Source organism: Mycobacterium sp. 2-64 (assembly GCF_035918375.1).
In the GTDB taxonomy this organism is placed as follows: Bacteria; Actinomycetota; Actinomycetes; order Mycobacteriales; family Mycobacteriaceae; genus Mycobacterium; species Mycobacterium intracellulare.
The window spans coordinates 2711148-2737343 of record NZ_CP142361.1 but is presented as its reverse complement, the minus strand read 5'-3'; the positions used below and the strand labels follow the sequence as shown (position 1 = coordinate 2737343).

The 26196-nt window shown below is 69.2% G+C and carries 24 protein-coding genes; 6 read left to right on the top strand and 18 right to left on the bottom strand.

Annotated elements, in window-relative coordinates; genetic code table 11:
• Positions 1-102: 102 nt before the first annotated feature.
• The 4 genes from QGN31_RS12905 to QGN31_RS12890 form a co-directional block, all read right to left on the bottom strand.
• The gene (locus QGN31_RS12905; RefSeq protein ID WP_009952378.1) at positions 103-633 is read right to left on the bottom strand and encodes a hypothetical protein; all 531 of its coding nucleotides are present in this window, start codon (positions 631-633) and stop codon (positions 103-105) included.
• Complete coding sequence (locus QGN31_RS12900) at positions 626-1903, bottom strand: molybdopterin-dependent oxidoreductase (protein WP_201409363.1); 1278 nt, start codon at positions 1901-1903, stop codon at positions 626-628. The genes QGN31_RS12905 and QGN31_RS12900 overlap by 8 nt, the downstream gene beginning before the upstream one ends.
• Before the next feature lie 78 nt (positions 1904-1981).
• A complete protein-coding gene (locus QGN31_RS12895) occupies positions 1982-3385 on the bottom strand; it encodes a fatty acid desaturase family protein (protein WP_014382684.1) in 1404 nt (467 codons plus the stop codon).
• A 16-nt stretch (positions 3386-3401) separates the two neighbouring features.
• Positions 3402-4499 (bottom strand): ferredoxin reductase, encoded by a 1098-nt coding sequence (locus QGN31_RS12890; RefSeq protein ID WP_014382685.1) that lies wholly within the window; start codon positions 4497-4499, stop codon positions 3402-3404.
• Between the two features lie 149 nt (positions 4500-4648).
• Between QGN31_RS12890 and QGN31_RS12885 the strand changes: the two genes are divergently transcribed.
• Positions 4649-5536: a DMT family transporter gene (locus QGN31_RS12885; protein WP_014384827.1), complete on the top strand. Its 888-nt coding sequence runs from the start codon at positions 4649-4651 to the stop codon at positions 5534-5536.
• 1 nt (position 5537) lies between these two features.
• Here the strand turns inward: QGN31_RS12885 and fadD1 are convergent, their stop codons facing one another.
• Genes fadD1 through QGN31_RS12845 form a run of 8 tightly spaced genes read right to left on the bottom strand, consistent with a single transcriptional unit; the run spans position 5538 to position 13672 of the window.
• Positions 5538-7157, bottom strand: coding sequence for a fatty-acid--CoA ligase FadD1 (gene fadD1, locus QGN31_RS12880; protein WP_014384828.1), 1620 nt, complete (start codon positions 7155-7157; stop codon positions 5538-5540).
• Positions 7158-7178: 21 nt separating this feature from the next.
• Entirely contained in the window at positions 7179-8774 is a 1596-nt protein-coding gene (locus tag QGN31_RS12875; protein ID WP_014384829.1) for a flavin-containing monooxygenase, read from the bottom strand.
• The gene (locus tag QGN31_RS12870) at positions 8771-9181 is read right to left on the bottom strand and encodes a Zn-ribbon domain-containing OB-fold protein (RefSeq protein WP_014384830.1); all 411 of its coding nucleotides are present in this window, start codon (positions 9179-9181) and stop codon (positions 8771-8773) included. Before QGN31_RS12870 ends, QGN31_RS12875 begins: the two co-directional genes overlap by 4 nt.
• A gap of 2 nt (positions 9182-9183) precedes the next feature.
• Entirely contained in the window at positions 9184-10386 is a 1203-nt protein-coding gene (locus QGN31_RS12865) for a thiolase family protein (protein WP_201358688.1), read from the bottom strand.
• Entirely contained in the window at positions 10383-10838 is a 456-nt protein-coding gene (locus QGN31_RS12860; RefSeq protein WP_201358689.1) for a MaoC/PaaZ C-terminal domain-containing protein, read from the bottom strand. Before QGN31_RS12860 ends, QGN31_RS12865 begins: the two co-directional genes overlap by 4 nt.
• 7 nt (positions 10839-10845) lie before the next feature.
• Positions 10846-11346, bottom strand: a complete 501-nt coding sequence (locus tag QGN31_RS12855; protein WP_201358690.1) for a MaoC family dehydratase — start codon at positions 11344-11346, stop codon at positions 10846-10848.
• Positions 11339-12472, bottom strand: a complete 1134-nt coding sequence (locus tag QGN31_RS12850; RefSeq protein WP_201358691.1) for an acyl-CoA dehydrogenase family protein — start codon at positions 12470-12472, stop codon at positions 11339-11341. Before QGN31_RS12850 ends, QGN31_RS12855 begins: the two co-directional genes overlap by 8 nt.
• Positions 12473-12493: 21 nt before the next feature.
• Positions 12494-13672, bottom strand: a complete 1179-nt coding sequence (locus QGN31_RS12845; RefSeq protein ID WP_201358692.1) for an acyl-CoA dehydrogenase family protein — start codon at positions 13670-13672, stop codon at positions 12494-12496.
• 253 nt (positions 13673-13925) lie between these two features.
• On the opposite strand from QGN31_RS12845, the gene QGN31_RS12840 reads away from it, so the two are divergent.
• Positions 13926-14090, top strand: a complete 165-nt coding sequence (locus QGN31_RS12840) for a hypothetical protein (RefSeq protein WP_008257199.1) — start codon at positions 13926-13928, stop codon at positions 14088-14090.
• Between the two features lie 11 nt (positions 14091-14101).
• Here QGN31_RS12840 and QGN31_RS12835 read toward each other — a convergent pair whose 3' ends face one another.
• Complete coding sequence (locus QGN31_RS12835) at positions 14102-16798, bottom strand: FHA domain-containing protein (RefSeq protein WP_201358693.1); 2697 nt, start codon at positions 16796-16798, stop codon at positions 14102-14104.
• Positions 16799-16901: 103 nt separating this feature from the next.
• Positions 16902-17900 (bottom strand): alpha/beta hydrolase, encoded by a 999-nt coding sequence (locus tag QGN31_RS12830; protein WP_201409373.1) that lies wholly within the window; start codon positions 17898-17900, stop codon positions 16902-16904.
• A gap of 251 nt (positions 17901-18151) precedes the next feature.
• Here QGN31_RS12830 and QGN31_RS12825 point away from each other — a divergent pair, with 251 nt between their 5' ends.
• Positions 18152-18997: an SDR family NAD(P)-dependent oxidoreductase gene (locus tag QGN31_RS12825; protein ID WP_095763252.1), complete on the top strand. Its 846-nt coding sequence runs from the start codon at positions 18152-18154 to the stop codon at positions 18995-18997.
• Positions 18998-19023: 26 nt separating this feature from the next.
• Here QGN31_RS12825 and QGN31_RS12820 read toward each other — a convergent pair whose 3' ends face one another.
• The gene (locus QGN31_RS12820; protein WP_201408727.1) at positions 19024-21270 is read right to left on the bottom strand and encodes a molybdopterin-dependent oxidoreductase; all 2247 of its coding nucleotides are present in this window, start codon (positions 21268-21270) and stop codon (positions 19024-19026) included.
• A gap of 91 nt (positions 21271-21361) precedes the next feature.
• Positions 21362-21595: a microaggregate-binding protein 1 gene (gene mbp1, locus QGN31_RS12815; RefSeq protein ID WP_201409364.1), complete on the bottom strand. Its 234-nt coding sequence runs from the start codon at positions 21593-21595 to the stop codon at positions 21362-21364.
• Positions 21596-21865: 270 nt separating this feature from the next.
• Here mbp1 and QGN31_RS12810 point away from each other — a divergent pair, with 270 nt between their 5' ends.
• The 3 genes from QGN31_RS12810 (at position 21866) to QGN31_RS12800 (ending at position 24846) form a co-directional block, all read left to right on the top strand.
• Complete coding sequence (locus QGN31_RS12810; protein WP_095763250.1) at positions 21866-22312, top strand: nuclear transport factor 2 family protein; 447 nt, start codon at positions 21866-21868, stop codon at positions 22310-22312.
• Positions 22313-22495: 183 nt separating this feature from the next.
• A complete protein-coding gene (locus tag QGN31_RS12805) occupies positions 22496-23896 on the top strand; it encodes a WS/DGAT/MGAT family O-acyltransferase (protein ID WP_095763249.1) in 1401 nt (466 codons plus the stop codon).
• A gap of 62 nt (positions 23897-23958) precedes the next feature.
• Positions 23959-24846 (top strand): alpha/beta fold hydrolase, encoded by an 888-nt coding sequence (locus tag QGN31_RS12800; RefSeq protein WP_201407094.1) that lies wholly within the window; start codon positions 23959-23961, stop codon positions 24844-24846.
• Between the two features lie 13 nt (positions 24847-24859).
• Here the strand turns inward: QGN31_RS12800 and QGN31_RS12795 are convergent, their stop codons facing one another.
• Both QGN31_RS12795 and QGN31_RS12790 read right to left on the bottom strand, forming a co-directional pair.
• Positions 24860-25369, bottom strand: a complete 510-nt coding sequence (locus tag QGN31_RS12795) for a nuclear transport factor 2 family protein (protein WP_009957240.1) — start codon at positions 25367-25369, stop codon at positions 24860-24862.
• A gap of 30 nt (positions 25370-25399) precedes the next feature.
• Positions 25400-26191: an SDR family NAD(P)-dependent oxidoreductase gene (locus tag QGN31_RS12790; protein ID WP_014384841.1), complete on the bottom strand. Its 792-nt coding sequence runs from the start codon at positions 26189-26191 to the stop codon at positions 25400-25402.
• Between the last annotated feature and the right edge of the window lie 5 nt (positions 26192-26196).

Below are 26196 nucleotides of genomic sequence, written 5' to 3'. Positions count from 1 at the left end.
TCGTTTCGGCTCCCCACGGGGCGCGAGTGTAGTTAGCCGAATGGAGATACACGGGACGCGCGCGCACCCGCAAGGACACTCCAAGGAGTCACCAAGAATCCTCTAAGGCCCGTCGCCGGGGCGTTGATTCGTTGCCCGGGGCGCCATTTCCCGCGCCCGGGTCCGCTGCCGCGCCCTTGCCGTCCGGATGGCATAGGCTGCGGCGCTGACCGCGAACATCGCCGCGGTCAACAACAGCCACCGACCCAGGAATGGGTCCTGGGTCTGGCCGGTCGCCGCCCGGTACGTGGCGCCGCCCTGCCTGATGATGCCGGGAAGGAACACCAGCAGCGTGAGGCCCGCCCCCAGCGCGGGCACCCGGAGATGGTTGAGCACGGGCACGTCGGGACCGGGGCGCGGCGCTCGGCGGGACAGCAGCCGGTCGAGGCCCGCGTAGACCGGGAACAACACCAGATCGTGGGCGACGACGGCCCCGGCGAACCACACGACGATCGACTGCCACCACACGTCGGGATTCCACAGCGTGGCCGGTTTGACCGTGGCGACCACGTAGCCCAGCACCGCGAATCCGGCGATCATCGTCAGCAGGTGCAGCGGGTGGGACCCGTAGAGCCTCGCGAACGCGTTACGCATGGGCGGCCGTGCGGAAGTCAATGGCGGCCACCCATTTGGTGTTGTGCACGCCGGGCAGCGCGGGCACGATGATGCGCGCGGGAAAGCCGTGGTCCGGCGACAGGTCGGTGCCGTTGACCCGCAGCGCCAGCAGCGCGTCCGGGTGCCGCACCTGGTTGCCCTGCAGGGTGGCGCCGGCGAAGGCGCCGGAGCGTTCCAGCGACGACACGCGCGCCGAATCCGGCGCGGGCACACCGGCGAGGCGGGCGAGTTCGGCCAGCCGCACCCCGCTCCACGTTTGGGTGGTCGACCAGCCCTCCACGCAGGCGATCGGTAACACGGCGGTGTGTTGCGGCATCGCCAGCAGCGCGGCGCGGTCGACGGTCACCGGCCGGGGGCCACCGGTCATCGTCAGCCGCCATCGGTCGGCGGTGTCCAAAGGCGAGATGCCGGCGGCCGCCGCGGTCCGGTTGACCTCGAAGTCATTGGGCCCGCTGCCTCGGCTGCGCCCGCGCGGCAGGAGTAACGCGGCGGGCCGGGCGTACCCGCCGACGGTTTGACCGGCGGTGATGAGCGCGAGGAACAGCGCGCCCCCGCCCACCAGCGCCAGCGCGCCGCGGCGGCTCATCGTCGCGGGGCCGGGGTCGGCGGCGACCAGGGAGTCGGGCTGCCAGGGCTGCGGCTTGGTATCGGCGCGTGCGGTGCGCAGCACCTCGCGCAGCGGCATCGAGCGCAAACCGGACCACATGCGCCGGCTCTTGATCGCCACGTGCACGACGAAGCCGGTGATGAAGACCCAGGCGCCGAAATAGTGGGCGGTGTAGAAGCTGAATCCGAAAATGTAGTCGTACTGGATGTTCAGCACGCCGGTGACGATCTCGAACAGGATGCCCCCGACCAACATCAGCAGCGAAACCCGTTCCAGCAGTTGGGCAACCGACCGTGCGGGCGGCACCACGAACAGTCGCGGTATCACCGACCACAGCTTGGCGAGCACCACGGGGATCAACACCAAACCGAGCCCGACGTGGAGTCCCTGGGTCAGCCGGTACAGCCACGACGGATCGGTGGGCCAATCGAAGGTCGGCCACTTCAACCAGCCGACGTCGCCCGGGATGGCCTGGCCGAGTCGCGGCCCGTAGGCGATGTAGGACAGCAGGCCGGTGAGGATGACGATCGGCAGCGTCACCAAGAGCACCGAGCCGAATACCGCTGTCAGCCAAGGTCCGCGCAGCGGGCTGCGCCACAGCCGCGCGGGTAGGCCGCTGGCGGTCCGAATGAGATGCACCATCGATCATCATTCACGAGGGGCCGGCGATAGCGGTTCATTTCGCTGATCCTCGCCGAGCGGCGCGAACCGAGGGTGCGGTCAGTCGTTGCCGCGCGGTGGCGGCTGCACCGCGACGCCGCCGGACTCGTGTTCGGGGCCCGCGGCCGGGTGTTCGGCCGGGACACGTTCGCGGAAGCGGGCGCCCTCGCTGGGCCGCTGCATCCCCGGCCGGTCGGTCGGGCTTCGGTACGGTCCCGGTTTGCGCCGCGGCTTCCCACCGGGGAAGGCCAATCGAAAGATGGTGCGGTGCACCATCAACCACTGCTTCGAGAAGCGGCCGGAGTTGTACGGCAGTTCGTAGCGTTCGCAGATGTCTTTGACCTTCGGCGCGATCTCCGAGTAGCGGCTGCTTGGCATGTCGGGATAGAGGTGGTGTTCCACCTGGTAGCCGAGGTTGCCGCTGATGACATGGAACAGCGGGCTGCCTTCGATGTTGGCGGCGCCGACCAGCTGGCGTACATACCACCCGCCGCGCGTCTCGTTCTCGACCTCTTCGGGGGTGAAAGTGTAGGTCTGGTCGGGAAAATGGCCGCAGAAGATGATGGCGTGCGCCCACACATTGCGGATGACGTTGGCCAGCGCGTCGGCGCCCAGGGTCCGCAGATAGGTGCTTTCCACCCCCGGCAAGAGCTTGTCCAGCAGATCCGCCGCCGAGCCCAGGCGACCGCCACCGGCCCTGCGCAGCGCTTTGCCCACCCGCGACCGCGGGGGCTGATCGAGCCTGCCGCGTGCGGCCAGCTGAACGAGCGCGAAGGCGCCGGCGCTGATCAACGGCCAGCCGAGGTAGTCCTTGATGATCTGCGCGCGCGCCTTTCCGCTGATGCCGCGCAGGTCCTTGCGCACCTCCGACCAGGGCTTCTCACGGCGCCGGATGGCCTCGATGTCCATGTCGTGGATCGCCACACCCCACTCGAACAGCAGCGTCAGCAGCAGGTTCGAGATCGGCTGGAACAGGTACCGCGGGGCCCACTTCTGCGCGGGATCGATGCGCAGGAGTTCGTAGCCGAGGTCTTTGTCTTTGCCGAGGATGTTGGTGTAGGTGTGGTGGATGTAGTTGTGGGAATGCTTCCACGCCTCGGCGGTCGAGGCGGTGTCCCAATCCCACACGGAGGAATGGATATCGGGATCGTTCATCCAATCCCATTGGCCGTGCATCACATTGTGGCCGATCTCCATGTTCTCGAGGATCTTGGCCATTCCCAGGCAGGCGGTTCCCAGGATCCACGCGGTTTTCGAACGCGATCCCAGCAGCAGGATGCGGCCGGCCACCACGATCTGTCGCTGTACCGAGATGACCGTCTTGATGTAGCGCCGATCCCGCTCGCCCAGATCGGCGAACACCTCGTCATGGATCGCATCGAGTTCCTTGGCGAGTTTTTCGAGCTCTCGTTCGCTCAGGCGCTCAAGGGGGCTTTTCATCGTCTTTTCCGCGACGGAGGTCACCGGCCGCTCCTTTCGATCACAGTGCGAGTTTCACGTCGCCTTCGGCGGTGTTGATGCAGATTCGGACGTCCTGTTCGGTGGGCTCGATGACGTCACCCGAGCGCAGGTCACGCAGCTTGCCCGACTTCAGGGTCCCGACGCAGGTGTGGCAGATGCCGATTCGGCAGCCGTGGGCCAGATTGAGGCCGGCCTTCTCCCCCGCCTCCAAGATCGAGGTGCCGCCGTCACATTCGACGGACTTCTCACTGTCGAGAAAGCACACCGTGCCGCCCTCTCCGGCGTTGGCGTCGCCACCGATCTTGGGCTGGAACCGTTCGAAGTGCATTCGTTCGCGGTCGGCGTTGCCTTCCCAGTGCTCGATCAGCGCGTCGAGCATGTCGCCGGGACCCGAGCTGAACGTCTCGCGTTCGCGCCAGTCCGGGCAGGCGTCGTCCAGGTCGTCCGGCTTGAGCCTGCCCCGCTCGGAGGTCAAACGCAGATCCAGCCGCATGCCGGGGTGCCGGCGGTCGAGGTCTTCGAGGACGGACAGGAACATCACCTGCTCGCGGGTTCGCGCGGAGTGGATGACCACGACGTCACCGAACGCGTCGCGATGGTCGAGGCTGCGCAGCATGCTGATCACCGGGGTGATGCCGCTCCCGGCGCTGATGAACAGCAGTTTGGGCGGCAGCGGTTCGGGCAGGGTGAAGACGCCTTCGATCTCGCCGAGCCGGACCAAGTCCCCGGGCTGGATCCGTTGCACCAGATACGGCGACACCACACCCCCGTCCACCTTCTTGGGCGTCACGCTGATCAGCCCGTCTTCGGGCACCGGATCCGACGTGAGCGAATACGCGCGCCAGTGGTAGACCCCGTCGATGACGACGCCGAGCCGCACGTACTGCCCGGGCTGGTGACCAGGCCATTCATAACCCGGCCTGATCAGGACGCTGGCCGCTTCCGAGCCCTGCGGCTCGACGCGCTCGACCTTTCCGCGCAGCTCCTTGGTGGTCCACAGCGGATTGATCATCTCCAGGTAGTCGTCGGGCTGTAGCGGGCTGAACAATCGCCGCACCGCGCGCAGGAACAGCCGACGCCCGCGTGGGACGTGGGGCCGGGCACCGCGTTCAGCCATAACAACGGAGTACACAGTTGTACACCGACCCAAACCGCCAATCTGAATCTGCTTGGGACACATGGTTACACATATGCAAAATGCGCATATCGGCATCGCTTATCCGTTCACCATTCGGTGTTGGGCGGGGACGGCGCCCTGCGCGGCTAGTGTCGGTGGGTGTGTTGATCGGCTTTCTGCTCGCGTTGGGCTGCTCGCTCTGTTACGGCACCGCGACCGTGTTGCAAGCGGCGGGGACGCGATCGGTGGAAGCGGGCAGCGGCTCGGGCGTCGACGCCGTGCTGCTGCTGCGGGCCGTCCGGCAGTGGCGCTACCTGGTCGGGATCGGCCTCGACGTCGTCGGGTTTGTCCTTCAGGTGGCCGCGCTGCGGCTGGTTCCGATCTACGTCGTCGCCGCGGCGTTGGCCGCCTCGATCGCCGTCACCGGGGTCGTCGCCGCGTGGGTGTTGTCGGCCCGGTTGTCGCCGGTCGAGTGGTGCGCCGTCGGCGTGGTCTGCGCCAGCCTCGTCGCCCTCGCTGTGGCCGCCGGGCCCGGGCATTTTCGACACGCCCCGGCCGGGCTCGGCTGGGCGCTCCTGGGCGTGGTGGCCGCGGTACTGATCGCCGGTTTCGCCGCCGGGCGTCTGCCCGACCGCGCGCGAGCGCTCGCGTTGGGGCTGGGTGCCGGGACGGGCTTCGGCGTCGTCGAGGTCGGTGTGCGCCTGATCGACGTGATCGATCCGACCACGCGGTCGTTCTACACCAACCCCGCCCTGTACGCGGCGGCCGCGGGTGGCGCCGCCGGATTTCTGTTGCTCACCTCGGCTCTGCATCGCGGATCCGTGACCACGGCGGTCGCGGGCATGGTCGTCGGCGAAACCCTCGCGCCGGCGTTCGTGGGGGTGGCGTGGTTGGGTGACACGGCGCGCGACGGGCTCGGTGGGCTCGTGATCGCGGGATTCGCCGTCGCGGTGGCGGCGACGTTGGTGCTGGCGCGGTTCGGGGAAGCGCCGGCGCCCAGCGAGGCCGGTGGGGCCGACGCTGTCTCGGGCCGCTGATTCAGGCGCCGGCGATGGTGGATGCCGAACGGCCGTCGGCGTTTTCGTCGGCCGCAGCGTAGGTGGTGCCGCGGGCGGGCCGCGTCCACAACACAGCGCCCTCGGCGCTGGGGCCCGCGGCGATGAGCGCGCGCTTGAGGATCTTGTTGGTCGCGGTCGCGGGCAGCTGGTCGTTGATGCGCACGTAGCGCGGCCACGCCTTGGGTGACAGATCGGGTTGCGACGCCAGGAATCTCCCGAAATCGTCCGGCGTCAGTTCCGCCCCGGCGCGCGGCACGATCGCGGCCATCACCTGGTCGCCGACCTGGTCGTCGGGCACGGCGTAGACGGCGACCTGGCTGATGCCGGGCATCCGCGCCAGGATCCGCTCGATCGGTGCGGCGGCCAAGTTCTCGCCGTCCACCCGCATCCAATCGGAGGTCCGCCCGGCCAGGTAGATCCAGCCGTCGGCGTCCCGGTAGGCCAGATCGCCCGACCAGTACATGCCGTGGCGCATGCGCTCGGCCGTGGCGCCGGGATCGTTGTAGTAGCCGGCGAACGGTCCCGCGCCCTGGGTGTTGACGAGTTCGCCGACGGCCTCATCGAAGTTGGTCAGCGCCCCGTGCGCGTCGAACGTCGCGACGTCACATTCGGTCAGTGTCGTCGAGTTGTAGATGCTCACCCCGGGGTAAGGCTTGCCGATGGAACCGGGCGGGGTGCCGTCTTCTCGGACCACGATCACCGCGAACTCGCTGGATCCGAAGCTGTCCACCACCCGGCAACCGAAACGCCTTGCGAATTCGGCGATATCGCGATCGGTCGCCTCGTTGCCGAAGGCCACCCGCAGGGTGTTCTCGGCGTCGTCGGGACGCTCCGGGGTGGACAGGATCAACGCCAGGGGCTTGCCGACGTAGTTCAGGTAGGTCACGCGGTAGCGGCGCACGTCCTCGAGGAACCGCGACGGCGAAAACTTGGCGGGGACCATGGTGGCGCCGCAGCCGATGGCCACCGCCCACCCCGCGGCGACGCCGTTCGAATGAAACAGCGGCATCGCCAGGTAACACACGTCGGCGGCGGTGACGTCGTACTGGAAGATCAGGCTGGCGCCGCACATGATGGCCATCCCGTGCGCGAACCGGACCACCTTGGGGTCACCGCTCGTCCCCGAGGTGAAGATCATCATGAGCGTGTCGGCGGCGGCGACCTCGCGGTGCGGGGTCAGCGGTGGCGCCGCGGTCACCGCCTCGGCGTAACTCGTCCCGTCCACGTCGAAAACCTGAATTCCGTTGAGATCCAGGCCCTCCAGCAGGGGCAGGTGATCGCGGTCGACCAGCAGGATCTGGCAGTCCGAGCGCCGGATGTCGGCGAGCAGCGCGGGTCCGCGGCGGGTCGTGTTGAGGCCGCACAGCACGTAGCCGCCCAGCGCGGCCGCGGCCATCGCCCGCAGCATGGCCGGTGAATTGCCCAGTGCGGCACCGACATGCAGCGGCCGGGTGGGGTCGGCGCGCGAGATCAGGGCAGCCGCTTCGGCCTCGGCTTCGGCGAGGTGCTCGCGCCAGGTCCACGTCTTCTCGCCGTGGGCGATCGCGGGGGTGTCCTCGTGCCTGCGCTGCCGCAACAGCTGCTGAACCGTCTCCGGCACCGTCTCACTTCCTCCGTGCTGTCATCGGGTCGTCATCACCAACCCGGCATAGTCGCGGGCCGCCACGTCATCGCAGTGCCGACGGTAGGTACCAAACCCGCCGATGTAGGGCATGAAGACTCGCTTCTTGCCCTCGATGTTGGCGCCCAGGTACCACGACGATGCCGCCCGGGGGAACAGCGTCTGCTCGGCCGCTTCGGCCACCTGCTCGGTCCAGGCGACGGCGGCGTCACGGCTCGGTTCGATCTCGCTGACGCCGCGCCGCCGCGCGGCCCGCACCAGCTCGATGACCCAATCGACCTGAACTTCGGCGTGCAGCACCATGTTCGCCAACACCGACGGGCTGCCCGGCCCGCTGATCGTGAACAGGTTCGGCAGGCCCGGCACCATCAGGCCGAGGAAGGTGAGGGGGCCATCGGACCAGATTTCGCGCAGCCGCTCCCCCCGCGGCCCGCGCGGGTTGATCCGCGTCAACGCGCCTGTCATGGCGTCGAACCCGGTCGCGAACACCAGCACATCGCAGGGGTACGTCGCCGCGGGGGTCCGCACGGCGTCGGCGGTGATCGCCTCGATGGGCTCGCGGCGCAGGTTCACCAGCCGCACGTTGTCGCGGTTGAAGGTGGCGTAGTAGCCGTCGTCGGTGCAGATCCGTTTGGTTCCGATCGGGTGGTCCACCGGGATCAGGTCGGCTGCGACCGCGGGATCGGCGACGATTTCCCGGATCCGCTCCTCGGCGAACTTCCTGGCGACCTCGTTGGCCGACGCGTTGCGGGTCTGGTCGGGGAAGGTCTTCGCGAAAAGAACCCCGCCCTCGCGCCAACGCTCCCACAACGCCGCTGCCCGCTCCTCGGGGTCGGTGTCGACGGCGTTCTTGTGGTAGCTGCCGTGCGGCGTGCCCGCCGACGCGTAGGCCGAGGCGCGGCGCCGCTCGGGGTATTGCTCCTGGATCTGCCGCTGTTCGTCGGCCGACCACGGCCGGTTGGGCATCGGGATGGTGTAGTTCGCGGATCGCTGGAATACGACCAGGTTTTCGGCCTGCGAAGCGATGATCGGCGCAACCTGGATCCCCGATGATCCCGTGCCGATGAGCCCCACCCGCTTGCCGCGCAGATCGGGATCCTCGCGCGGCCAGGCGGCGGTGAAATACACCTCTCCCGAAAAGTCTTGCACGCCCGGGATATCGGGCCGGTTGAGTGCCGACAGGCACCCGGTGGCGCACAGGAGGAACTGCGCCGCATGGCTTTGTCCGGTCGCGGTGTCGACCTGCCAACGCCCACCCTCGAAGGCCGCGCCGACGACGTCGACGCCGAACCGGTAGTGGCGGCGCAGGTCGAAGCGGTCGGCGACGTGCCGAAGATAGGCCAGGATCTCCGGTTGGGCGGCGAAGCGTTCGCTCCACTGCCAGTCGCGCTGCAGATTTTCGTCGAAAGAGTAGGAGTAGTCCACACTTTCGACGTCACAACGTGCGCCCGGATAGCGGTTCCAGTACCAGGTGCCGCCCACGTCGGGCGCCGCCTCGAGCGCCGTCACCGACAGCCCCGCCGAGGCGGCTCGGTGCACGGCGTACAGCCCGGCGAACCCGGCACCGATGACGATGACGTCGCTCATTTCGGTCATGCGGGCCGATACCTCAGTAACGTGATCCCGTCTTCGAGATCGCAGAACACCGGCTCCACCCGCATGCCGATCCGGACGTCGCCGGGATCGACGTCGACCAGCTCGGTGCTGAATTTCGGCCCGGCGTCCCACTGCACCACCGCGAGCAGCTGCGGCAGCGCGTCGGCCCACGGCGGGCCGGTGGGCCGGCGGGCGATCGTGAAGGTGTACAGCGTTGCGGCGCCGTCGATCTCACGCCATTCCAAATCGTCGGCCAGGGTCCCCGGGGCCAGCGTGCGCGGGTAGAACACGTGCCGCCGAAGCGACGGCGAGTACTGCACCAGGATCCGGTGCTGCGCCAGGCCGTCCCAGAACGGCCGGGACACCGGTGTGGGCTCGGGGACGAGCGCATCGTCGCGGCGGGCCATCGCTAATCCCCCCGCAGGAGCAGCGCGACCTGCTCGCTCATGATGCCGCCGTTGCCGGTCACAAACGCGGTGTGACAGTCGGGCACCTGCGCGTCGCCGGCGCGTCCCATGACCTGCCGCGCGCCGTCGACCACGTGGTGCATGCCGCCGGCCATTCCGGCCTGACCGAAGGACAGTTGCCCGCCGGCGGTGTTGAGCGGGAACTCCCCGCGATGGGTCAAATCGTGTTCGTTGATCCACGACATGCCTTTGCCTTTCGCGCAGAATCCGGCGTCTTCCAGGCTCATCAGCACCGTGATGGTGTAGCAATCGTAGATCGAGGCGACGTCGACGTCGGACCGGGACAGCCCGGCCATCGCGAACGCCCGCTCGGCGGCGCGGGCGATGGGTGTGGACAGCAGGTCCTCGGCGTAGGTGGGGGTCTTGAAGGCGATGTGTTCGCCGAACCCCTTGATCCAGACCGGGCGGTGGCGGGCGCGGCGCGCGATGTCGGCGTTGGCGATCAACACCGCCGCTCCCCCGTGCACGCGCATCACCGTTTCCAGCATGTGGATGGGGTCGGCGATCATCGGGCTGTCCAGCACGTCGTTCACCGTGATGGGGGTGCCGTGGAAGACGGCACCGGGGTGGGCGCACGCGTTGGTGCGTTGGTCGACGGCGATCTTGGCGACCGCGGCGGGGTCGTAACCGTATTCGGCCGCGTACCGCTGGGCGATCTGCGCGTAGGGCGCGTTTTGGCCCACGTTGCCGTAGGGGATCTCGAACTCGGCCTGCGGCGAGCCGTAGTTGCCCGAGGACGCCCCATACCAATTCGGCTCCGGCGCGGGCCGCCGTTCGGACCGGGGCACGGCCGCGGAGCCGGGTACCACGGCCAGGGCGGCCTCGCAGGCCCCGAGTTCGACGGCCGCCGCGGCCCGCCACACCATGCCGGCCGAGGTGGCCCCGCCCAAGTCGACCCGCTCACCGAAATCCAGTGCCAGGCCCAGGTATTCGCACAGAGTGGCCGGGGCGAACATGGCCGACTCGGCGATGCCGTGGGTCAGCAGGCCGTTGACACAGCCCGGATCGACACCGGCGTCCTCGATCACCATCTTCGCCAGCAGCGCGTACTGGTCGAGGGTGAACATCGCGGGGCCGGTGGGGCGCCGTTCGGCCGGCAGCTCGGCGATGCCGACGATCGCGGCCTCTCCCCGCAGCCCGCTCATGCCCGGCTCCCCCGCAGCGGCAGCGCGACGCCGGCGGTGCCCGGCATCAGCACCGTGTCGCCGCGCCGGCCGGCGATGTCCAGATCCACCAGGCCGTAGCCCTCAAAATCATTGCCGCCCGGGCGTTTGCCGGTGACCTCGCCACCGAAACTGAGCGCCTCACCGGGATAGGCGATCGCCCGGTTCTGCACCGAGAACGTCACCAGCCTGCCCCGCCCGCCGACCCAGTCCCCGAGGGCGCGGGCCAGCAGCGCCGCCTGCAGCGGACCGTGCACCAGCACGTTGTCGTATCCCTCGGTGTCGCGGGCCCACTCCTTGTCGTAGTGGATCCGGTGACCGTTGTATGTGGCGGCCGAAAAGAAGAACATCTGGGTTTCGTCGACGGTCACCGTCAGCGTGGGGATGTGATCGCCGACGGCGATGTCTTCATAGAACACTTGCTGGTCGGTCACGATGCTCCTAGGGGCGGGCGATCATCGACGTCGACGCTTCGGCCAGCAGGTCGCGATCCTGGTTGCGGTACACCGTGTGCCAGGTGACGAGGACGAATCTGCCGGAGCGGCCCCGCTTTTCGACGATCGACTCGATGGTGCGGACCATTTCGATTTCGTCGCGGTGGTAGGCCGGCAGGTGAAAGGTGAAGCTCTCCCCGCCGGCCATCCGCTTGGGGGCGCGGGGAAACGCGAGGCTGCCGGAGACCGCGCCGGAGGATCCGTCGGGGCGCAACGACTCCAGCCGCGACACCCCGAGGACCGCGTACTGCAGGTACAGCGGCGGGCAGATGATGTCGCGAAAGCCGTTGGCGCGGGCGTACTCCGGATCGAAATACAACGGGTTGTCCTCGCCGACCGCGGACGCCCACCGTTGCCAATCGCGCCGGTTCACCTCACCGGTCGCCGAGGCGGCGACCGTGCCCACCCTCGACGCCGACTCGGCGTCGATCAAGCTGTCCTCACTCACCGGCGCTCCCTTCTCCCATGGTTTCCCGAAGCCACGACGCCGCGACGTCGGCGCCGCCGCCGAGCGTCGCACCGAGGCGGGCCCGCTCGCTCCACAAATGCAGGTCCGTCTCGGTGACATAGCCCATCCCGCCGTGCAGCTGATGGGCGTCGAGCGTGATCAGCCGGGCCGCGGTTGCCGCGTGCATGCGGGCGATGGCGGTCTCCCTGCTCGCGGTGCGGCCGCGCCCCAGCCAGAACACCGCCGCGTGCGCCGCCAATCGCGCGGCCGCCAGGGCGATGTGCATGTCGGCGATCAGATGCTGGGCCGCCTGAAACGAGGCGATGGGCCGGCCGAACTGGTGACGCAGCTTGGTGTAGTCGACGGTGCGGTCCAGCACGGCCTGGCCGACCCCGACCAGGTCGAGTGATCCCAGCGCCACCGCGGTGTTGGCCAGCCGGCGCAATCCCGGCACGGTGACGCCGTCGAGCACGGCGTCACCGGCCACGACCGCGTCGTCGAAGCGGACGGTGAACGCCCGGTGCCCGCCGACCATGTCGAGCGGCTCGACGGTCACACCGCCGCCGTGCGCGTCGACGAGGAAGACCAGCGGGCGTTCGGCTCCGCCCCGCCACGAGGCGGCCGATACCACGATGAGATCGGCGACATCGGCGTCGGCGACGTAATCCGCGGTTCCGTTGAGCCGCCACCGATTCGGATCGGGATCGGCGCGCAGCGCAGGGGCGACGAGCGCGGCGTCGCGGGCGTTCCAGAGGGCGGTGGTGGCGCGGACGCTGCCGCACGCGAGCGGGGGCAGCCAAGCGGCCTTGGCCTCCGGGGAGCCGAGCTGGTCGACGGCGAGGGCGGCGTGCACGGTGCTGTGCACGGTCGTCGGGCACAGCGCGCGGCCGGCTTCGGTGTAGAACACGGCCAGGTCGTCGAGTGAGCCACCGGCGCCGCCGTACTCCGCGGCGACGGCCAGCCCGAATACCCCCGCGTCGGCCACCGCCTTCCACAGCGCCGGCGTGCGCCGGTCCGCGCCCGGCTCGTCGAGGGCGCGCACCTGGCTGACCGGGTTCTCGGCGGCCAGCAGGGCGCGTAGCGCCGCGGCGAACTCCCGCTGCTCGGCGGACGGGATCGTCTTCATCGGTGGTGTGCGAGGCTTCCGTCAGCGTCCATAGGAGGGCATCCCGTGCCCGCGCTGGGCGATGATGTCGCGAAGCACCTCGTTGGTGCCCCCGCCGAAGCGCATCAGCGGGGCGGCCCGGTAGAGCCGCTCGAATTTGCCGGCCAGCGGGGCCTGTTCGCTGCGATGCGCCAACAGGCCGTCCGGGCCGAGGAGATCGAGCGCCAGGGCGGCGATGCGCTGGCGCAGCTCGCTGGTGAACACCTTCTCGACGCTCACCTCGACGGTCGGAATGACGCCGCTGTCGAGGATCGAGGCCGCCTCGTAGCCCATCAGCGTGGCCACCGCGACGTCGGCTTCGGCCTGCGCCAGCCGGCGGCGAAGCGACGGGTCGTCGGCGGGCACCGTCCCGTCGCGGCGCGGACTGCGCGAAAGTTCGTGCAATTCCTCGACGGCGCGGCGCAGGTCTCCGGCGTTGGTCAGCGCGCCGCGCTCGAGGTCGAGCGCGCCGGTGATGTAGGTCCAGCCGCGGTTGACCTCGCCGACGAGGTTGGTGGCCGGCACCCGCACGTCGCGGAATGCCACCTCGTTGGTGCGGTAGCCCGACCACGCGTAGAGCGGGCGGATCTCGACGCCGGGGCTGTCGATCGGCACGATGATGACCGAGATGCCGCGGTGGCGTGCGGTCGTCGGATCGGTACGGACGCAGAGCCATTCGTGCGTGGCCCGCTGCGCGCCGCTGTTCCAGATCTTGGTCCCGTTGATCACCCATTCCTCGCCGTCGCGGGTCGCGGTGGTCCGCAGGCTCGCCAGGTCGGTCCCGGCCTCGGGCTCGGAATAGCCGACCGCGCAGATCATTTCGCCCCGGGCGATCGGGGGCAGCCACTCGCTCTTGTTCCGCTCGGTGCCGTGACGCATGATCATCGGCGCCACCGACGTGACGGTCAGGTCGGGTCCGGGCACGCCCCAGTACTCGAATTCGCTCATCAACAGGTGCTGGTGAATGGCGCCCAGACCCAGCCCCCCGTACTCGCGCGGCCAGTTCAGCCCGAACCAGCCCTTGGCGCCGATCTTGCGGCGGAACCGCGCCACCTCGCCGTCGAGAATCTCCAAGTCGTGCGCGGCCAGCTCGGCGCGCAGTGCGGGGGTGACATTCTCGTGCAGAAATTCGCGGACCTCGGCCAGCCAGGCGCGCTGCCCGGCGTCGAGTTCGAAATCCATTCCGGCGCCTATGCCTTTCTCGGAGCGTCGATGCCGTTACACCGAGCAGCGCCAGCGTAACGCCGCCGCGAGTTCGCGCGTGGCATTCTGCTGCGCATCGGTCGCGAACGGCGGGGGTCGCACTGTAAAACCGCTGTCAAACTCCCGTTAAAACCCGTCGACGCTCTGGCGGATTCGGCCGCGGGCTGCGAAGATTTTCGGATCGGTTGGTCAACGCGGACCAGGCCCTCTGCCCCAGCCCGAGGGAGAAATCATGCCCACTGTTGAGACGCGCCTCCGCGAGGACTTGCGCAACTACGCCGTCGAATTGAGACAACTGGCGTACACCCTTCCCCTGGGCGTAGGCGAGCACAATCTTCTGCAACTGTCCGATCGGATGCGCGCCGCGGCCGACCAAGTGGTCCGCAAGGGCGCCTGACGCGCGAGCGATCAGCCGCCCTTGAGGCGGATCTTCCAGCGCACGAAACCCAGATAGACGGCGCTGATGAGCGCCAGCATGCCGACGTCGAACCACCACCTGGCCGGCGTGTGCTGCCAGTGCGAGTCCTTCGGGGTCAGCGGCCCGGGCACCAGCTTGGTCAGGTCGGCGGTGGACGCCGACGCCGCGAATCCCCACCGGGCGGGCGTGGCCCAGGCCATCTGATCCAGCCCCACCCGGCCGGTCACCGGGATCATCCCGCCGGAGAACACCAGCTGTGACATGACGGCCACCACCAGCAGGGGCATGATCTGCTCGTTGGACTTGGCGACGGCCGACAGCGCGAGGCCCAGCATGGCGGAGGCCACGCACGTCAGCGCGACGTCGACGAACAACTCGAGGCCGGGCTTGCCCAACGCCACCGCGCCCTGGGTCGGCGCGCCCTTGCCGAGCACCGCGATGATGGTCACGATCGCCGACTGGACGATCGCGAAGACCGTGTACACGCACACCTTGGCCAGCAGGTACGCCGACGTCGACAGGCCAACCGCCTGCTCGCGCAGGAAGATCGCGCGTTCCCCGATGAGGTCGCGGATGGTCAGCGCGGTACCCATGAACACCGCGCCGACGTTCAGCAGCACCAGGATCTGACCCGGCTCGTTGGGCGCGGCGCCCATCGGGTTCGGGATGCCGAAGCCGACATCGCCGGGCACCGACATCGACAGCGAACCCATGATGAACGGCAGCAGCGCCAGGAACACGAAATAGCCGCGATCCGAGACGATTAGCCGCATCTGGCGCCGGGCGATGGTGGAGAACTGCCGGAACAGGCTGGTGTGTGAGGGGTCGCCGAGTTCGGCGGGTTTCTCCGCCGGCGGCGGCGCCGGGGGCGGGCCCGTCCGCGCCAGGTAGCGCTCCCGGGAGCCGTCGGGGTCGTTGGCGACGGTGCTGAAGATGTCGGCCCAGTTGGTGGTGCCCATGGCGGGACCGATCTGGCCGGGCGGCCCGCAGAACGCCGTCTTGCCGCCGGGGGCGAGCAGCAAAACCTGATCGCAGACGTCGAGGTAGGTCAGCGAGTGGGTGACGACGAGCACCACCCGGCCGGCGTCGGCCAGCTGCCGCAGCATGGTCATCACCTGCCGGTCCAGCGCCGGATCCAGGCCCGACGTCGGCTCGTCGAGGATCAGCAGCGACGGCCCGGTGAGCAACTCCAGCGCCACCGAAGCGCGCTTGCGCTGGCCGCCGGAGAGCTTGTCGACCCGCGTGTGCAGGTGCTGGGTCATCTCGAGTTCCTCGAGTACCCGGGCCACCACCTGGGCGCGGTCGTCCTTGGTGGTGTCCGGCGGCAGGCGCAGCTCGGCCGCGTACATCAACGCCTGCTGCACGGTCAGCTGGCCGTGCACGACGTCGTCCTGCGGCACCATCCCGATCCGGCTGCGCAACGAGGCGTACTCGGCGTGGACGTTGTGGCCCTCGAACGCCACCGTGCCGGTGCTCGGGTGCGTGTACCCGGCGACCAGCCGGGCGAACGTCGATTTGCCGGCGCCGGACGGCCCGATGATCGCGGTCAGCGTCCCGGGCAGGGCGGTCAGCGAGATGTTGTCCAGCAACGTCTTGTTGTTCTCGATCGTCCACGTCACCCCGCGCACGTCGAGGCCGCCGGTGCGCGTCGCGGTCGCGGTCTGGTCGCGGCGGGCCAGGGTGCCGCCGGCGAAGACCAGGTCGATGTTGCCGATCGTGACGACGTCACCGTCGTGCAGCACGGCCGAATCGACGCGGGCGCCATTGACGAAGGTGCCGTTGATGCTGCGGTTGTCATGGATCTCGGTGCCACCGGGCGCCGGGATCAGCGTGGCGTGGTGGCGTGACGCCAGGACCTCGGGGATGACGATGTCGTTGTCGTTGGCGCGGCCGATCGTGATCGCGCCCGGCGTGGACTCCAGCCCGGCCCTGCCCGGCCGCAGGATCTTCATCATCGACGTGGCGATGTTCGACGAGTCGCCACCGATGCGGCCCGTCTGGGACGCCGCCGGCTGCGCGGTGGTGGGCGGGGCCGCGTGCACCGCCGACGGCGCCCGGTAGATCTGCGGCGCGGGCTGGGACGCGCTGGGCGGCGCGGCCAGGGGGCCGCTGGTCGGGAAGCGGGTCTGCGGCCCCGACGGATGGCTCGGGGTCGGGCCGCTGGGCGGCTGGCTCGCGAGGGGTCCGCTCGGTGAGTGGCTGGGCTGCGTGGCGGTGGGCGGATGCGCCGGATGGCGGAACGAGGCAGACGCCGGCTGCTGAGGCTGGGCGGAAGTTTGCGTGCCGCTCGGGCTCTGCGGCGCTCCCACGAGGGGCGCGCCGGGCGTGCTGACGATGGGTATCGACGTCGTCAGCGGCGGCCGCCCGGCCGAACCCTGGTGGCGGCCGACCTCGAAGGTCAGCGCCGGGCCGTCGGGATTGCCGACGTTGACGCGCATGCCGTCCTGGATGTCGATGACCGGGACGCGGCGATTGTTCGCGTACAGACCGTTGAGGCTGCCGTTGTCGACGGCGACCCATCGGCCCTGGTCGTACCGCACGATCAGATGGGTGCGGGAGATCAGGGGGTGGGCGACGCGGACGTCCGCGCGAAGGTCACGCCCGATCACGACGTCGTTGCCTGCCGCGAAGGTGCGCTCGGCTCCCTCGTACCGCACGGTCAGCGCAGGCGGGGCTGGTGGGCTCATCAGGACCAACTGTAACGGCAGCGCCGCGAGTTGGGCACCCGGCGCAACGGAATACGGCCGCCGGCCGTCGAATCAGCCTGCGGCACAATTACTTTCGTCGGCTTCAACCGGCCGCGGCGGCGCTGCGCAGGCGGCGCACGTTCCGGACCCTACTCCGGACCGCGTCCCCGGCGGGGGTGACGTCCTTGACGAAATCGCCGAGGTATTTGATGGCGCGCCTGCCCTCCGGCAAGATGTCGGCGGCCAACGGGAAGTCGTGGATCTGCCCGTCCCACAGGTGCAGATCGCATCGGACCCCGCTGGCTTCCAGGCGCTTCGCCATCAGTTCCGCGTCGGCGAGCAACAATTCGTCCGAGCTCGCGTGAATGGTCACCGGCGGCAACGACGACAGGTCGGCATCCACCGGCGAGGCGACCGTGGACTCGCCCCGGCCCTCCGCCGCCCGGGCGTCGCCGAGGTACTTAGCGAACCGCGAGAACGCGCTGCGGGTGAACATCGAGCACTTGCGGGCGTTGCGGTGCTTGAGTTTTCGTGCCGGATCCGTGTCCGTGAACGGCGAGATGGTCGCGACCCCGGCCGGCTCCATGATGTCCTCGCCGATCGCCGACAGCGTGGTCATGAACGCCAGGTATCCGCCGGCCGAGTCGCCGGCCACGACGACCCGGTCGCCGTCGTAGCCGCGGTCCTGCAGCCACCGCAGGCCGCTGATCCCATCGTCGATGGCGTCGGTGATCTGATGTGCGGGCAACTTCCGGTAGGCGACGGCGAGCACGGCGGCGTCGGCCTCCTTGGACAGGCGGGTCACCATCGAGCGGTGCGTGTTGAGGCCGCAGGTGAGGAACGCGCCGCCGTGCAGGTACAGGATCGCCCGGTCCTCCGAGACGCCGGGAGCGCGAACCCACTCCGCGGCGCAGTGCTCGAGACGTACCGGTTCGGTGCTCGCCGCGGAGCCGAGACGGGGAAACATCCCGGCAAAACTGTCGACGTACTCCAGCGGCCAGTGCAGGTTGGGCGTCATGGCCCAGGCGCGGACCGCGTTCTTCACGATCAACCGGCTGGCGAGCGAGACGGCGACCGACTGGGGGCTATGCCGATGGTGCATGCGCCGCGTCGTCGCCACGCTCGGCAGTATGCGGGCCGGATCGATTGTGCTCACTGTGTCATCAACTCCTAAGTGGACACCGGGTACCCGGCTTACCGGCGGATCCAGCGCGCAGCAAACGTCGCGTAGGTCACTGTTTGCCGCCGGCAGAGATGGGTACCACCCGTTGATCGCGATCGCCGATGTCGCGCGGCCGGAATGGGGCCGGACCGGCTGTGGCCGGGGCCGCCGCGTGGCCCAAGATATGAGCGATGACACACGCAGAGCATCCGGGCCCGTTGCTGGCCGACCGGGTCGCGGTCGTGACCGGCGGCGGGGGCGGCATCGGCGCGGCCACCGCGCGGCTTTTCGCCCGCCACGGCGCGCACGTCGTGATCGCCGATATCGACGGCGAGCTGGGCGGCGCGACCGCCGACGCGATCACGGCGGCCGGCGGATCCGCGCGGGCGGTCGTCACCGACGTCCGGGCGCCGGACCAGGTCACCGGCCTGGCCCGGACGGTGCTGGACGAGCACGGGCGGGTCGACGTGCTGGTCAACAACGTGGGCCACTGGCTGCGCCACCCCGGAAACTTCGTCGACACCGACCCGGGGCTCTGGGATGAGCTCTACCGGATCAACCTCCACCACGTCTTCCTGCTCACCCGGGCGTTCCTGCCCGCCATGGTGGACCGGCACGCCGGTGCGATCGTGAACGTCTCGTCGGTCGAGGGGCTGCGCGGCTACCCGGAGGATCCGGTGTATGCCGCGTTCAAGGCGGGCCTGATCGGCTTCACCCGCAGCCTCGCCGTGCAGGTGGGCAACCACGGCGTGCGGGTCAACGCGATCGCCCCCGACGTCACCGAGTCCCTTCAAGTGCCCTACTCGCAATGGCTGTCGCCCGAGGAGCACACCCAATGGCCGCGGTGGGTGCCGGTCGGGCGGATGGGCCAGCCCGAGGATCAGGCCCGCGTGATCCTGTTTCTGGCCTCGGACCTGTCGTCGTTCGTCACGGGCCACACCATCGCGACCGATGGCGGAACGGGCGCGGCCGGCGGATGGTTCCGCTCGTCACGCCGGCCGGGCCGCGAGTGGACGAATCGGCCGGTCGACCCCTGAGACTCCTTGGTAAACCGCCGGCTTCCTCAAAGCGCTTGCGCGGGACGGAATCTGGCTTGATCGTCGATGATCGTCACCGGGATGCCGTTGAGCACCCCGTTGCCGGACGGCTGGTCGACGAATGTCGGCGGGGACAGCACGTTGGTGTTCGCGCCCGGTGAGCCGTTGGCCACCGTCATGCGGGTGCCCGGCTTGCCGTGTCCCCAGCCGTGGGGCATCGAGACCACGCCCGGCTTGATGGCGTCGGTGATCTCCACGGGCACCCTGATCTCGCCGGCCTCCGATTTCACCGTCACGATGTCGTTGTCGGCGATGCCACACCGGGCCGCATCGTCGGGGTGGATCAGCAACGTGCACCGGTCCTTTCCCTTCATCAGCGCGGGCACGTTGTGCAGCCAGGTGTTGTTCGAGCGCAGGTGTCGGCGGCTCACCAGAACCAGCGGTTCGGCGGGGCGTTCCATGCGCGCGGCCAGCCGGGGCAGGTCGTCGAGCAGGTACTGCGGTGCGAGCCGGATCTTCTTGTCGGGGGTGCCGAGGATGTCGGGGAGTTGGGGGACCATGGGCCCGAAGTCGATTCCGTTCGGGTTGGCCTTGAGCGTGTCCAGCGTGAGCCCGCCCGGATTCTTGCCGTACTGGTCGCCGAAGGGCCCGGTGCGCAGGGTGAGGTCGAGCATGCGCTCCGGCCCGCCGTGCTCGTAGAGCTTGCGGATCTCCGCGCCGTCGAGCCCGCGGGTGAAGGCCAGGTAATCGAAGAAGCCGTCGTCGATCGCCGCAACGTCGACGTCCTCGGCGGGCGTGCCGGTACACAGTCCGGTCAGCCGGATCAGGATCTCCCATTCGTGCGGGCGATCGCCCGGATCGAACACGGGCGCCGAGTAGTTCGCGATGCTGTGAATCGCGAAGAGCAGGATCAGATCGTCGTGATGCGGCTGCTCCAGCGGCGACAGTCCGGGCAGGATCACATCAGCGTGCCGTGTGGTCTCGTTGAGCCAAAGGTCAACGGAGATCATCGCCTCCAGCATCGGCAGCACTTCGTCGAGCTTGTCGCCGCCGGGGGTGGACAGCACCGGGTTGCCCGCGACCGTGATGAGCGCCTTGAGTTGGCCGTCGCCCGGGGTGGCGATCTCTTCGGCCATGCAGGACACCGGCGCCTGGCCGAGAACTTCCTTGGCGCCGCGCACGCGGGTGTGCCAGCGGCCGAATTCCGGTGCGCCGCCCTCCAATCCGGGCAGGGGCTGCGTGGTGATCGACCAGGCGGCCGGCCTGGGGAACATGGCGCCGCCGGGGGTGTCGAAATGACCGGTCAGGATGTTGACCACGTCGACGAGCCAGCTGGCGAGGCTGCCGAATTCCTGGTTGCACAACCCGATTCGTCCGTAGACCACCGATTTGTCGGTGCCGGCGAGTTCGCGGGCCAACCGGCGGATCCGGTCTTCGCCGATGCCGGTGACGGCGCCGACACGTTCCGGTGGCCAGTCCGCGACGGCCCGCCGCAGGGTGTCCAGCCCATCGAGGTGGCCGGCGAGGTGCGGACCGGGACGGGCGAGGTCTTCGGCGAAGAGGGTGTGCGCGACCGCCAGCAACAGCGCCGCGTCGGTCCCGGGCACGATGGGAAGCCACTCGTCGGCGCGCGCGGCGGTCGGGGTGCGCACCGGGTCGATCACGATGACCTTGCCGCGCTTGCGGATCGCGTCGATCAGGCCCATCACGTTGGGCGCTGCCAGCAGTGAGCCCTGCGATGCGGCGGGATTGGCGCCCATGATGACCAGCAGGTCCGTGCGTTCGATGTCGGGCACCGGGAAGTTCCACCAGAGTCCGTACATCAGGTGCGAGGACAGGTTCTTCGGCCATTGGTCGACCGTGCCCGGCGAGTAGGTGATCGGCATCCCGGACATGCCCATCAACACGCCCGCGTAGCGGGCCAGCGAGAACGAGTGCGCCAGCGGGTTACCGGTGTAGGCGGTCACCGCGCCGATTCCGTATTTGTCGATCACCGGCGTCAGCAACTCGGTGCAGCGCCGGAAAGCCGCGTCCCAGCTGACCTCCTGCCACTGACCGTCGACCTTGATCATCGGCTCGCGGATGCGGTCCGGGTCGTCGTGCAGCGCGGCCAGCGATGTGCCCTTGGGGCATAGGTGCCCGCGGCTCCAGACGTCGTCGCGGTTGCCCCTGATGCCGGTGACACGGCCGTCATCGACCTGAATTTCCAAGCCGCACATGGCTTCACACAACGGGCAGGTGCGCAGGTGCCTGCCGTCTTCGCCGGGTTTCATCCACCCACTGTATTGCGCTACCGCCCGTAGCGGAAGTGGTGACAGCGGCGGTGGCCCGGACACCACGTGACCGGGCCACCGCCGGCTGTCGCTACTGTTCGGCCTTCTGGCGAGCTTCGTTGATATCGGCGGCCTTTCGGGCGCTTTCGGCCTCGGCCTCCTTCTGGGTGGCCTCGCGCTGCGCATCGGCCTTGTCCTGTTGGGCCTGGCCTTCGCGCATCAGGTCGTCGCGTCCGGCGACCGCCCCGGCGACTTCCTTCACCTTGCCCTTGACGCCCTCGACGACGCCTTCGACGGCTTCCTCGGGACCGCTCTTGTCCGACATACGTACTCCCCTCCTTGTCGTGCGTCTTGCTCAGCGCTTATTGCCCAGCCGGTCGGTTCCCAAAACCTTCGACGGGAGTCGCCTTCGCCACAGCGCCGACGCGTCGGGCGGTCGCCGCGCAAGGACCGCCGGCCGTTGCATCTAATTCCCCTGCGGTTCAGGGTGTTTGACAATGCCCGGCCGAGACGACGCCGGAATGTCCCGGCCGTATCGGTTACGCTGAGGCCCGATATCGCTGCACCCCGGTCAGCGGCGGGAGGAACCATAGCAGTGGAAACGTGGGAACTGGTGGCCCGTGAGCAGATCCGCGACACCTTGGCGCGCTACAACTGGTCCGGCGACGCGGGCGCGCTCGACGGCCTCGCGGAGACGTTCTGTCCGGACGGCGTACTCGAGATCCGCGGGTTCGACCCGCTGCGCGGGCGATCGGCGATCGCGGAATTCCTGGGCGGCGTCACCGGAAAGGTCGCCGTCGACGCCGATGTCACTGGCGGCGTCAAACCGATTGTGCGCCATAACGTCGCGAACGTGTTGTTCACCGAAGTGACACCTGGCGAGGCGCGCGTCAAGTCGTACTTCACCGTCGTCACCCACATTGGGCTCGACCATTGCGGCCGCTACCGGGACGTCCTGGTGCCCGAGGGTGGCACCTGGCTGATCAAGCACCGCCGGGTGTCCACCGACTGGGCAGCGCCCGACTCGGCGATGGCCCGCTAGCCCTCGCAGAACGCGGTCCCGATCCGCGTCCGGCGCAATGTTTGCCGGAAGCCCCCCAGTGGCTATAGAAAGACCGTCACACAACAAATCGCGGTCGCCCCGATCGTGGATCCCCCACGAGCGTTGGGATGACCGATGGTCATGTGACCAGCGGTCAGAGCCGCACACAAGAGACGAGCGAGTATGCAGCGACTCAGTGGGCTAGACGCGTTCTTTCTGTACCTCGAATCACCGACACAGCCGCTGAACGTTTGCTGCGTCCTGGAGCTCGACCCCGCGACCATGCCCGGCGGCTACGATTTCGGGCGCTTTCGTGAGGCGCTCGCGGAGCGGGTGGACGCCGTCCCGGAATTCCGTCTCAAGCTGGCCGATAACCAACTGAACTTCGACCATCCGGTCTGGGTGGACGACGACCGGTTCGATCTGGGGCGCCACCTGCACCGGGTCGCGCTGCCCTCGCCGGGCGGGCGCGAAGAACTGGCGGAAATCTGCGGCCACGTCGCCGGCCTGGCGCTCGATCGCGATCGTCCGCTGTGGGAAATGTGGGTGATCGAAGGGCTGCGTGGCGGGGACGCGCTGTCCGTCGTCCTCAAGGCCCACCACGCGGTGGTCGACGGTGTGGGCGGAGCCAACCTGCTCGCGCAACTGTGCGGCCCCACCCCCGACTGCCCGCCGCCGCCGCCGGAACCGGCCGCCCGCGCCGGCGCGGCGAACCCATTGCAGATCGCCGCCGGCGGTCTGATCGGGGCGGCGTTGCGACCGTGGCGCCTGGCGCGGGTGGTGCCTGCCACGGCACTGACGCTGGCGCAAACGGTCCTGCGCGCCCGCGCCGGCGGCCACACGATGGCGGCCCCGTTTGCGGCGCCGCCCACGGCGTTCAACGGCCGCTTCACCCGACGCCGCAACATCGCCCTGGCGAGCGTGGACCTCGAGGACGTCAAAACCGTGAAACAGCGGTTCGGGGTGACCGTCAACGACGTGGTGACGGCGATGTGCGCGGGGGCGCTGCGGCAGTACCTTCTCGACCGCGACGCCCTGCCGGATATTCCGATGGTCGCCAGCGTGCCGGTGTCCGTGCGCGGCAAGTCATCTCGACCGGGCCGCAATCAGATGACCTGGATGCTGTGCCGGCTCGAAACCCACATCGCCGACCCCGCCGAACGCCTCACCCGCATCGCCGGCGGTAACGCCGCGGCCAAGGACCACGCCGCCGCGATGGGACCGACCCTGCTGCAGGACTGGACGCAGGTGGCCGGGCAGACCATGTTCGGCGCCGCGATGAAGCTGCTGCCCCGCATACCGCTGCCCGAGAAGCCGCCGCACAACCTGGTGATGTCGAACGTGGCCGGGCCGCGAGACCAGCTCTACTTCTTGGGTTGCCGGCTCGACGCGATGTACCCGCTCGGTCCGATCATCGCCGGCGCCGGGCTCAACATCACCGTGATGTCGCTGGGCCGCCGTCTCGGCGTCGGCATCATTTCCTGCCCCGACCTCGTGGCCGACCTCTGGGACCTGGCCGACGCCTTCCCCGTCGCCCTCAAAGAGCTGATGAATTCGAGCGCGCCGGTCCGCGGCCGAACCTGACCGCCGCCCGTTCAGCGGAACCCCATCCCCCCTCGGCGCCGCGGCATGGCAGGGTGACACCCGTGGCAGACACTCCTCGACAGCCTCTCGCAGAGCAAGACCTGCGCGAAATCAGCACGGAAAACGGCGCTTTGCGCTACTACGACACTGGGGACAGCGGGGCCCCCGATTCCGCACCGGTGCTGTTGTTCCTGCACGGGTCCGGGCCCGGGGTCACCGGGTGGCGCAACTTCCGCGGCGTGCTGCCCGCCTTCGCCGAGCGATTCCGCTGCCTGATCCTGGAATTCCCCGGGTTCGGGGTCAGCGACGACTTCGGCGGACACCCGATGGTCACCGCGTTCGGCACCGTCGCGCCCTTGCTGGACGCGCTCGGCGTCGCCAAGGCGCACATCGTGGGCAACTCGATGGGCGGCGGTGTGGGCATCAACTTCGCCACCCATAATCCCGAGCGCGTCGGTCGGCTGGTGACCATCGGCGGGATCGGCACCAACATCTTCAGCCCCAGCCCCAGCGAGGGCATCCGGCTGCTGCAGGAATTCGTCGAGGACCCGACGCGCCAGCGCCTGGTCGACTGGCTCAAGTCGATGGTCTACGACCAGGGGCTGGTCACCGAGCAGCTGATCGAGGAGCGCTGGCAGCTGGCCACCGACCCCGACACCCTGGCCGCGGCGCGGCGCATGTACGGCAAGGCGGCGTTCGCCGGGATGAACGCCGCGCTGGCCGCCTCCGACCGGCCGCTGCCGTGGGCGACCATGCACAAGCTCACCGCGCCCACCCTGCTGACCTGGGGACGCGACGACCGGGTCAGCCCGCCAGACATGGCCCTGATCCCGATGCGCACCATTCCCAACGCGGAGCTGCACATCTTCCCGAACTCGGGGCACTGGGCGATGATCGAGGCCAAGGAGGCCTTCGAAAGCACTGTGCTGGCGTTCCTTTCGCGCGGCTAGCGCGGGACCGTCCTCAATCCACGTCTCCCCCGGCGCCCAATGTCGGTGCCGGTGCACCCGCCAGGCCCGCGGTGAGCAAAGCGTGGGCCCCGGGATTGCCATCGAGGACACGGCTCGTACGCTTGGTGATCCGCCAACGGTTCTCGATGCGCCGCAACTCGAAATGGTTTGCCGTGCAGCGCCATACGCGGTAACTCTCGCCGTCGCGCACGAGAACCAGCGATTCGCTGACCGCCACCGCCGAATCTCCCGCGACCGTCACGACCGCCGGTCCGACGAAGTGGCAGCATCCACCACCCACCAGCTTCTGATGGGAGGCCGAGCTGACCATGGCGCGCACGTCGGCCCGGCTGTGCATCTGCCAACCCTCGACGTCGTAGCCGCCATCGGTCGCCCAGAGCCGCGCCGCGGCGTCGGCGTCCCCCGCGTCCACCGCCGGACCGTAGGACGCGATCAATCGGGCGATATCACGTTCGTCCTCGAGTCGGCACAGCCGTGTCAACAGTTCGTCGGCGTCGATCACCGCTGATCTCCTTCCAGTTTCAGGAGCGCATCATTTCTGGCCCAGAAGTTCCTGCACGGCTCTGTGCGCGCCCAGCACGATCGCGGCGCGGTCCGGGCCGCTGCCCCGGTGCACCGCGGCCGCGTTGCCGCCCGCGATGAACACCGGGCCGTTGGCCAGGTTCTCCAACCCCTCGCGGGCCACGTCGGCCGGTTCGGACACCGATAGCCCCGGCACGTCGAAGTTCAGGCCGGCCCGGGCCATGGCCGGCGTGCGGGTCACGCCCAGCACCAGTTCCAGCACATCGACGCCGTGCTCGCGCAGCTCCAGCCACAGGCTCTCGGCGAAGAGGCGGCTGAAGGCCTTCACGCCGGTGTAGACCGATTGGCGCATCGAACCGTGGGTCGCCGCCATCGAGCCGACCACCAAAATGCCGCCCCGGCCGCGAGACCGCATCGGCCGCGCAAAGTGCTGCACGAGTTGCAGCATCCGCGTCACGTTGAGGTCGATCACCCGGCCGAACTCGCTGAGCTCGGCGTCCAAAAACGGCTTGCTGCAGGTGTTGGCGCCGGCGTTGTAGATCAACAGGCCGACCTCGATGTCCGCGGTCTGCGCGGTGATTCGCGCGACCGCGTCGGGGTCCAGCAGGTCTATGGCCAACGTGCGCACCTGTGCGCCGATCTCGCGGCACTGCCGCGCCGTGTCCTCCAGCGGTCCCGGCTTGCGAGCGATCAGCACCAGATCGAACCCGTCACCGGCCAATTGCTTTGCGAACTCGGCGCCCACGCCTTCCGAGCCGCCGGCGATCACCGCCCACGGCCCGTACTTCGCGATGTCGGTCACGGATC

Excerpts from the sequence above, each read along its gene's own strand:
- QGN31_RS12870 (WP_014384830.1), bottom strand. The coding sequence starts at position 9,181 with ATGGCCCGCCGCGACGATGCGCTCGTCCCCGAGCCCACACCGGTGTCC.
- QGN31_RS12840 (WP_008257199.1), top strand. The coding sequence starts at position 13,926 with ATGCCCACTGTTGAGACGCGCCTCCGCGAGGACTTGCGCAACTACGCC.
- QGN31_RS12890 (WP_014382685.1), bottom strand. The coding sequence starts at position 4,499 with ATGGCTGAACGCGGTGCCCGGCCCCACGTCCCACGCGGGCGTCGGCTG.
- QGN31_RS12875 (WP_014384829.1), bottom strand. The coding sequence starts at position 8,774 with ATGACCGAAATGAGCGACGTCATCGTCATCGGTGCCGGGTTCGCCGGG.
- QGN31_RS12805 (WP_095763249.1), top strand. The coding sequence starts at position 22,496 with ATGCAGCGACTCAGTGGGCTAGACGCGTTCTTTCTGTACCTCGAATCA.
- QGN31_RS12820 (WP_201408727.1), bottom strand. The coding sequence starts at position 21,270 with ATGAAACCCGGCGAAGACGGCAGGCACCTGCGCACCTGCCCGTTGTGT.
- QGN31_RS12845 (WP_201358692.1), bottom strand. The coding sequence starts at position 13,672 with ATGGATTTCGAACTCGACGCCGGGCAGCGCGCCTGGCTGGCCGAGGTC.
- QGN31_RS12900 (WP_201409363.1), bottom strand. The coding sequence starts at position 1,903 with ATGGTGCATCTCATTCGGACCGCCAGCGGCCTACCCGCGCGGCTGTGG.
- QGN31_RS12830 (WP_201409373.1), bottom strand. The coding sequence starts at position 17,900 with ATGCACCATCGGCATAGCCCCCAGTCGGTCGCCGTCTCGCTCGCCAGC.
- QGN31_RS12825 (WP_095763252.1), top strand. The coding sequence starts at position 18,152 with ATGACACACGCAGAGCATCCGGGCCCGTTGCTGGCCGACCGGGTCGCG.
- QGN31_RS12850 (WP_201358691.1), bottom strand. The coding sequence starts at position 12,472 with ATGAAGACGATCCCGTCCGCCGAGCAGCGGGAGTTCGCCGCGGCGCTA.
- QGN31_RS12835 (WP_201358693.1), bottom strand. The coding sequence starts at position 16,798 with ATGAGCCCACCAGCCCCGCCTGCGCTGACCGTGCGGTACGAGGGAGCC.
- QGN31_RS12865 (WP_201358688.1), bottom strand. The coding sequence starts at position 10,386 with ATGAGCGGGCTGCGGGGAGAGGCCGCGATCGTCGGCATCGCCGAGCTG.
- QGN31_RS12905 (WP_009952378.1), bottom strand. The coding sequence starts at position 633 with ATGCGTAACGCGTTCGCGAGGCTCTACGGGTCCCACCCGCTGCACCTG.
- mbp1 (WP_201409364.1), bottom strand. The coding sequence starts at position 21,595 with ATGTCGGACAAGAGCGGTCCCGAGGAAGCCGTCGAAGGCGTCGTCGAG.